9 protein-coding genes and 1 tRNA gene are annotated in these 8,110 nt (G+C 61.9%); 7 read left to right on the forward strand and 3 right to left on the reverse strand.

The annotated features are described in order from the left end of the window. Positions 1-51: 51 nt before the first annotated feature. On the reverse strand, positions 52-927 hold the full coding sequence (gene gluQRS / locus NKH43_RS27055; protein WP_352860737.1) for a tRNA glutamyl-Q(34) synthetase GluQRS: 876 nt from the start codon (positions 925-927) through the stop codon (positions 52-54). A 122-nt stretch (positions 928-1,049) separates the two neighbouring features. Here gluQRS and NKH43_RS27060 point away from each other — a divergent pair, with 122 nt between their 5' ends. Beyond that, entirely contained in the window at positions 1,050-1,691 is a 642-nt protein-coding gene (locus NKH43_RS27060; RefSeq protein ID WP_352860739.1) for a DNA-3-methyladenine glycosylase family protein, read from the forward strand. 129 nt (positions 1,692-1,820) lie between these two features. After that, positions 1,821-2,378: an HNH endonuclease gene (locus NKH43_RS27065; RefSeq protein WP_023677956.1), complete on the forward strand. Its 558-nt coding sequence runs from the start codon at positions 1,821-1,823 to the stop codon at positions 2,376-2,378. A gap of 229 nt (positions 2,379-2,607) precedes the next feature. Here the strand turns inward: NKH43_RS27065 and NKH43_RS27070 are convergent, their stop codons facing one another. Then, on the reverse strand, positions 2,608-3,126 hold the full coding sequence (locus NKH43_RS27070; RefSeq protein ID WP_023721064.1) for a disulfide bond formation protein B: 519 nt from the start codon (positions 3,124-3,126) through the stop codon (positions 2,608-2,610). 29 nt (positions 3,127-3,155) lie between these two features. After that, complete coding sequence (locus tag NKH43_RS27075; protein WP_023721063.1) at positions 3,156-3,743, reverse strand: YqaA family protein; 588 nt, start codon at positions 3,741-3,743, stop codon at positions 3,156-3,158. 369 nt (positions 3,744-4,112) lie between these two features. On the opposite strand from NKH43_RS27075, the gene NKH43_RS27080 reads away from it, so the two are divergent. From NKH43_RS27080 to NKH43_RS27100, 5 genes are all read left to right on the forward strand, one after another. After that, positions 4,113-5,972: an ABC transporter ATP-binding protein gene (locus NKH43_RS27080; protein ID WP_352860740.1), complete on the forward strand. Its 1,860-nt coding sequence runs from the start codon at positions 4,113-4,115 to the stop codon at positions 5,970-5,972. 213 nt (positions 5,973-6,185) lie between these two features. Next, entirely contained in the window at positions 6,186-6,878 is a 693-nt protein-coding gene (locus tag NKH43_RS27085; RefSeq protein WP_352860742.1) for a CPBP family glutamic-type intramembrane protease, read from the forward strand. Positions 6,879-7,035: 157 nt separating this feature from the next. Then, positions 7,036-7,120 (forward strand) — tRNA-Leu (locus tag NKH43_RS27090). A gap of 93 nt (positions 7,121-7,213) precedes the next feature. After that, the gene (locus NKH43_RS27095) at positions 7,214-7,432 is read left to right on the forward strand and encodes a DUF6538 domain-containing protein (protein WP_352860744.1); all 219 of its coding nucleotides are present in this window, start codon (positions 7,214-7,216) and stop codon (positions 7,430-7,432) included. 64 nt (positions 7,433-7,496) lie between these two features. Further along, entirely contained in the window at positions 7,497-7,859 is a 363-nt protein-coding gene (locus tag NKH43_RS27100) for a hypothetical protein (RefSeq protein WP_352860746.1), read from the forward strand. Positions 7,860-8,110: the final 251 nt, after the last annotated feature.

Consider the following 8,110-nt stretch of genomic DNA (forward strand, 5'->3'; position numbering starts at 1 on the left):
TAGAGTCATTTGAATTGAAGGAGCGCCGTTGATGGCCGTCGGCTCACCGGTCTAAAGACCGACCAGCCGCCTGACATCGTCGGGCGAGGCGCCTGCCTCACGCTGGGTGGCAAGGCCGGTATCGCCAAGACTCTTCGACAGTTTTCGTCCATCCGGGCCGAGGATCAGGCGATGGTGGAAATAGGCTGGCTGCGGCAGGCCAAGCAGTTGCTGAAGCAGCCGCTGCACGCCGGTTGCGGAATAAAGGTCATGGCCGCGTACGACATGGCTGACGCCCTGCAGCGCGTCGTCCATGGTGACGGCGAGATGATAGCTGGTCGGGATTTCGCGACGCGCCACGATCACGTCGCCCCAATCCTGCGGTCGGGCCTCGACATGACGCGTCCCAGAGAGCGTCTCGTCCGTGTATTCGGCCCATGTCAGATCCCTGCCGACCCGCGCCATTGCCGCATCGACGTCTAGCCGCCAGGCAAATGGTGCACCTTCGACGATGCGCCGCTTACGCTCGCTCGCCGGCAGCGCCTTGTCGGCGGCGGGATAGAGCGGCACGCCGTCCGGGTCGCGAGGCCAGTCGCGGCCGCGCTTTTCGCTGTCGGTGATGAAGGCGCGGATCTCACTTCTGCTCATGAAGGCTGGATAGACAAGCTCTTCCTCGATCAGCCGCTCGAGCATAGCCCGATATTCGGCAAAGTGCTCGGACTGGCGGCGCACCGGTTCCTCCCAGCCAAGCCCCAACCATTTCAGGTCGCGAAAAATGCCCGCCTCGAATTCCGGCGTGCAGCGTGTCGTGTCGATGTCCTCGATGCGCAGCAGCAGGCGTCCGCCCGCCGCCTTGGCCATTTTCTGGTTGAGCAGCGCCGAATAGGCGTGGCCGAGATGCAATTCGCCATTCGGGCTCGGCGCGAAGCGGAATGTCAGCAGTGTCATTGTCCGGCGGCAATCGGGTTGTGCGGCAGTTTCGCCAATTGCTACTTTGCGCCGGCAGCGTCGCGCGTCCAGAGGGGCGCGCAACGGAGCGTGCGGCACTTTTGATTTTGGAACAAGCAGACATGCAACGCATCGCCAGTCTCGACGACATTGCGCAAGGCCTGGACGCGCTGTGCCTGCTAGATCCGCGCCTGGACAAGGTGCGCGGCATGGCCGGCGAGGTGCCGCTCAGGCTGTCGGAGCCGGGCTTCAGGAGCCTTGCCTCGATCGTCGTTTCGCAACAAGTGTCCCGCGCGAGCGCCGATGCCATCTTCGGCCGGCTGACGAAACTGCTCGATCCGCTGACGCCGCAGGCGATACTAGCCGCCGATGAGGCGGTCTTCCGCGAGGTCGGGCTGTCGCGGCCCAAGCAGCGCGGCCTGATTGCCGTGGCCCAGGCGGTGGCCGACGGGCTCGACCTCGATCACCTCTGCCAGCTCGATGCGACGGAGGCGATCGCAGCCATGACCAAGGTGCCAGGCATCGGCCCGTGGACGGCTGAAGTCTACCTTTTGTTTGCCGCCGGACACCCAGATATCTTTCCGGCGCGCGACGTTGCTTTGCAGAGCGCGGTCGGCCATGCGCTCGGCATCGACCCGCGTCCGCCGGAGAAAATGCTGATCCAGCTTGCCGAATCATGGAGCCCGTGGCGCGGTGTCGCATCGCGGCTTTTCTGGGCTTATTATCGCGAATTGAAGGGCAGGGATGCCGCGCCTCCGGCCTGAATCCGCAAAAGAGCATTGAAATCATGCGTTTTTGAGACCCGGCATGATCGACAATCCGCTTCACATCCCTGTCATGTCGGGCTTACAGTATCCGCGTCGACCGGTTCTAGGGTGAAGGAGGTCAACGACGTGACGGTTGCCGTATCTCCGGATGGGCTTCCAGCGCTGGTGCTGAATGCGGATTACCGTCCGCTCAGCTATTACCCCCTGTCGCTCTGGTCCTGGCAGGATGCCATCAAGGCGGTGTTCCTCGAGAGGGTGAACATCGTCGCCGAATACGAACACGCCGTCTCTTCGCCGACCTTTTCGATGAAGCTGCCGAGTGTCGTCAGCCTGAAGGCCTACGTGAAGCCGTCGAGGCATCCGGCGTTTACCCGGTTCAACGTCTTCCTGCGCGACCGTTTCCAGTGCCAATATTGCGGCACGCCGGACGATCTGACGTTCGACCATGTCATTCCGCGCCATCGCGGCGGCGCCACGACCTGGGAGAATGTCGTCGCTGCCTGCTCGCCCTGCAATCTGAGGAAGGGCGGCATGATGCCGGCCCACGCCAAGATGTGGCCGCTGCAGAAGCCCTACCAGCCGACGGTGCATGATTTGCATAACAACGGCCGGCTGTTCCCGCCCAACCATCTGCACGAAAGCTGGATGGATTATCTGTACTGGGATGTCGAACTGGAGCCTTGAGATCATCCGATATTCGGGAGGCTAGCCGTCTGAAGCGATTTTCTGCGCTTCCGGCCTTCGCCGGCCGAAGCATTTATGAGCGGTCGTGGTGTGGTAGTTAAGGCTACGGCTGGCGTAGGCTGGTGCTCACGTACTTTAGTACGCTCCGCTCCGGTTCTCGATAATCACTTGATACGACTCAGCCTGCCGAATTCTTGAATAATCTCACGTCGGCGCAAGGGTGAACCGCTCAATCGCGGGCAAAGGCGCTGCGGAAGGCGACGACTGCCAGGACAAAGCTGGCGATGGCGTTCCAGCCGGCCAAGGACAGGCCGAGGATGCGGAGCGCCGCCTTGTCGCAGGAGGGCGGGACGAATTTGTCGAGCGCGTCGAGCACGCCCTTGCCGCCGGTGTCCACCGGTCCGGCGGCTGCGGTGCAATCGGTCGGGCCCGGCCACCACGCCCATTCGACGCCGGAGTGATAAACGCTGAGATAGAGGCCGTAGAGCATCAGCAGGCCGCCAATGGCCAGCAGGCCACGGCTTATCCAGGCGGGCGCCTTAAGGGCCGACGCAAGCACCGCCAGCAGCATCAAGGGCACGCCGACATAGTAAGGGGTGCGCTGCTCGAGGCAGAGCTTGCAAGGGATGTAGCCGCCAACATACTGGAAGGCCAGCGCCGAGCCGACTGTGGCGGCCATGGCGACGGCGAGGAACAGGGCGGTGCGCAGCCGCTGGCGTCCGGTATCGGCATTCACGGTCGCTGTCATCGGACTCAGTCCATTCGGTTCGATGCCGTTCAGACGGCGTATTTGACGACGATATAGAGCAAAATCAGGGCAGCGGCGCCGGCGCCCGCAATCTGGCCAAGGCGCTTTTCGATGAAGTGGCGGATCGGCTCGCCATAGCGGCGCAAGAGCCAGGCGAGAAACAGGAAGCGAGCTCCGCGCGCAACGATTGCCAGCACGATGAACAGCAGCAAAGGAACGCCGATGACGCCGGACAGGATTGTCACCACCTTGATCGGCGGCAGATGGGCGAGGCCGGAGGTGACCAGCATCAGGATGATGAAGCCGACACCCGACGAGACGCGCATCGCCTCGAACTCGTCATATTTGCCGTAAAATTCGAGGATCGGCCGCGCCACCGCGTCATAGGCGTAGTGCCCGATGAACCAGCCGGCGATGCCGCCCAGCACCGAGGCGACGGTGGCGACCAGCGCGTAACGATAGGCGCGATCCGGCCGCGACAGCGCCATCGGGAGATAGAGGACGTCGGCCGGCACCAGGAACACCGAACTCTCGACGAAGGCGATGAACGCCAGCCACCATTCGGCGGATTTGCTCGCCGCCAGCGACAAGGTCCAGTCGTAAAGTCCGCGAAGCATCGGCACTCCTAATGCACGCCCAAACCGGTAGTGGTCTTGGGTCACGACATGTACAAACAAGACTTGGAAGCGCGCCGCATCAATCTCGTCGGACAAGGTGCGCTTCAATGACATGCGCCGCCTGTCTAGAAAGATTTTCCGCGCTGCACAATGGCAGCTGCTTCACGAAATCGAAAGGCTGAGGCTTGAGCGAGCCCAGATGTCGGGATTGGCCAGTTGACGACCAGGCTATGGCATCGAGCACCTGCCCGCCTGAAGTGCGTCAAGGCAATATCTAATAGATCGTGGGTTTTCCCGTCGAACACGATCCGTGTTTAAATACGGCGATTTTTGTCACATCCTGTCTTTCCATCCGCCCTTTGCGCCGCCATGACGTTCTCCGATTTCATTTACCGCCCCTTTGAGACGTTCATCCGTCCGCTGGATATTCCACCCGGGCCGCTGCCAGCGAGCGGGCCGTTTGCGCTGCTCCTGCATTTCGCGAGGATGTTCCGCGGCACTCTTGCGGCCATTACCGTCTTGATGATGGCGATCGAGGGGATCAACCTTGCGACGATCTGGGGGGCCTCGTTCGTCGTCGACGGGGTGAGCGCGAAGGGCGCGGCGGTTTTCCTGCACGAGGACTGGCCGACGCTGGTCGTGCTCGGCGTGCTGGTTTTCCCCGTGCTGCCGTTGCTCATCTTCCTGGGCAATGCGCTGAACTCGCAGACGGTGGCCGTATGCATGCCGGCGGCGATGCAATGGCAGGGCCACAAGGCGGTGGAACGCCAGGACCTTGCCTTCTTCCACGATCTCTTCGCAGGTCAGGTTGCGTCGCGCATTTCGCAAGTCGCATCCGCCGTGCAGCAGCAGATCGTCGTGGCCTTTTACAGAATACCGCTGTTTCTGGTGCAACTCGTCGGTTCGCTCGTTCTGCTTGGCGCGTTGTCCTGGCCGCTGGCGCTTCCGGTTTTCGTCTGGATCGCCGCCAACATCGCGATTGCGGTGGTGGCGGTACCCCAATATTCCGAGCGGTCGCGCCGCTCGGCGCGGGGGCGAAGCCTCGTGGTCGGCGCCATGACCGACCTCTACAGCAACATCCAGATGGTCAAGCTGTTTGCGGCGGAAGACAGCGAGGCGGGCGCGATGCGGACCGTCATGGAAAACGCCATCGAGACCCAGCAGCGCGAAAGGCGCATCTATCTGACGACCGACATGGCCGTCGTCCTGCTCAACGTTGCCCTCTTTCTCACCAACGTTGCCATAGGGATCTGGGGATTTGTCGCCGGCTTCGTCACGATTGGCCAGTTCGCCGCTTCGATCGCCATCGTGCAGCGGCTCAATGCCAACTCCCGTGCCTTCCTGCAGATGGGCCAGCAGATTTTCCAGGCGGTGGGCACCATCCGCGACGCAATGCCGGTCGTGACGACGCCGCCGACCATAAAAGACGCGCCGAACGCCAAGCCGCTCGACGTCACTGCCGGCGAAGTCGAATTCAAGAACATCCAGTTCGAATACCGCGAGGGCCAAAGGGTGATCGAAGACCTGTCGCTCACCGTGCGCGCCGGCGAGAAGGTCGGGCTCGTCGGCCTCTCCGGGGCCGGCAAGTCGACCCTTGTCAGCCTGCTCCTAAGGTTCTTCGAGCTGAAGGGCGGCGCGATCCTGATCGATGGGCAGGATCTCCGCAGCGTGACCCAGGCCAGCCTTCGGGAGAGCATCGGCGTCGTCACCCAGGACGTCTCGCTGCTGCATCGCTCCGTCGGCGACAACATCCGCTACGGCCGGCCCGATGCCTCGCCGGAGGCGTTGGAGCACGCCGCGATGCTGGCCGAGGCCGACGGCTTCATCGCCGATCTCAGAGATGGTGAAGGCCGCACCCGCTACGACGCTTTCGTCGGCGACCGCGGCGTGAAACTTTCCGGCGGCCAGCGCCAGCGCGTTGCGATCGCCCGGGTGTTGCTCAAGGACGCGCCAATCCTGGTTCTCGATGAGGCGACGTCTGCATTGGACAGCGAAGCCGAGGCGGCGGTCCAGGACAAGCTCGCTCTTCTGATGGAAGGCAAAACTGTGATCGCCATCGCCCATCGCCTGTCGACGATTGCCAGGATGGACCGGATCGTCGTCCTCGACAAAGGCCGCATCGTCGAGGAGGGAAAACCATCGGCGCTGCTGGAGCGCGACGGGCTCTATGCCCGACTGTGGAAGCTTCAGACCGGCGGCTATATTGCCGACGCCCTCGAGGAGATGTGAGCCGCCCTCGGTGATGATGTTTTGCTCATGGCCGGCTCGATACATTCTGCTTTCACTCCGGAAACCGGACTTGGCTGAACTCGTTTCCACCATAACGTTCGGAAGCCGATCCCAACTTCATCGATCATGAGCGAAGCCATAATCCCGAACTCCCGTGCCGCCATTCTCGAGCGGCGATCTGCCGGCGCGCTGACATGGTCCGGCCCCGCCCTGATGTTGTTCGCGCGGTCGGCTTTCGCTGTTGCCGCGCAGGGCCTGGTTGCGGCCGTGTACGCTGCGCACGGTTCGGCGACGCCCTGGCGCTACGCAGGGGCTTGGCTGCCGGTATACGGCAGCTTGATCGACGCGGGCTGCCTTGGACTCCTTTGGTGCCTTGCGCGGCGCGAGGGCATCACGTTGCTCGATTTGGTCGGTTTCGATCGCAAACGCTTGGGGCGCGATCTGTTGTTGGGCGTTGCGCTCATCCTCCCGAGCCTCGTTTTCATCTACGCTGGGATCACCGCCAGCAGCCTGTTGGTCTATGGCAACCCTGACGCACCGCAAATATACGGACCTTTGCCGCTCTTGCCTGCGCTCTACGGGGTGCTGATCTTTCCGTTGGTCTGGGGCATTACGGAGCAGACCACCTATAACGGCTATCTTCTGCCGCGTTTCCAAGTCTTGTCGGGAAGCACGGGATTTGCCGTTGCCGTCGTAGCGTTTTCCTGGTCGTTTCAGCATGCGGTGATGCCGCTGACGTTCGACCCACACTTCATGCTCTACCGGCTCTTGGCACCCATCGCGCATTCGACATTCATCACCCTCGTGTACCTGCGCGTGCGCCGCATCCTGCCGCTGGCGACGGCGCATTGGCTCATGGATGGGGCGTCGGTATTCATCGGCATTCTGTGGCCGCTGTTGCGGTAGAAGGGTTCAAACGGGCTGAGATGCCCACTATGGACCGAAGCCTCCAACGACGAAATCGAAAGCCTAGGCTTGGGCTAGATAGGTTCTCGGGAATTGGCCAGTTGACGAACAGGCCTCCAACCGTATAGTCCGCGCCCATCCAGGCCGCCCGGCCTGAGCCCCTATGGCGGAATTGGTAGACGCGCTCGACTCAAAATCGAGTTCCGCAAGGAGTGCTGGTTCGATCCCGGCTAGGGGCACCACTTCCCACCCGAGACGCCTTGAAAGATAACGATTGCAAGGGTCTCCGCTTTCCCCGAGGTACACTTTTAGGTACACCAAGGGGTACAAATCGAATGAGACTGGTCTTGAAACACGTCCAGAAGCGCGGCCAGACATGGCGCCATAGGCGCAAGGTCCCCAACCCGCTTCGGGAGATATTAGGCAAGGGTGAGCTGGTCGCGCCTCTAGGCGGAAGCGAGCAGGAGGCCATTAAGCGGTACGGCCGAGTGCATGGGCTTGCCGAGCAGACGTTGGCTGACGCAAAGCGGCGGCTGGCCGAGCCGTGCGAGTAAGCACTTGCTGTGGGGGCCGCGAAACTCTAGGGACTTGTTTGTGGCTTGGTTGGGGTGGGAAGCTATGACTGCGGATGATGCGCCTGCGTGGGTAAAGGCGGTCAGGAACGATGTTCAGTCGATCCTGACGTATGTTTACTACCTACAGTATGTTGGCATCGGATGGCTTGCTTTCTACGGCGTCGTCGTGCTTTCGGCTCAGACGTACCGCTACCTACGCGAAGCCATATGGGTTCCTTTCTCAGTCGCCGAATTGGTGCTCCGGCTGGATATCTTTGACATGAGCAACTGGCTGGGCCTTTACGCAGTGCTTAACCAGATACCGGCCTCGACCGCCTTTTTCGTCCTAGCGCTCGTTTGGGCAGGCGTGTGGTCCTTGGTTGCGTGGCGTAGAGAGTTGCTCCGCCTACGCAGCGGCGCAATCTGATGCGGCCAAATTGGCGGCGTGACAGGCCCTTGACCGGCTGCAAGGGTTAGATATCCTGTGCCGCGTGCCTAGAGAGAAGCGGCCCTTGGCACCTGTTGGACAAGCCGCGTGATAACCGACGATGGGTGAGCCCTTACGTCGAAGAGAAACAAGAAGCAGCACCTAGGGGAACTGTCAGGAATTCTGTGCGCGAGGCCGGTTTCGTCATTGGCTGACGAACCTTTCGCCGAAGACGACGGCGAACTGGGTCT

It is taken from the genome of Mesorhizobium sp. M1163 (assembly GCF_040318415.1).
In the GTDB taxonomy this organism is placed as follows: Bacteria; Pseudomonadota; Alphaproteobacteria; order Rhizobiales; family Rhizobiaceae; genus Mesorhizobium.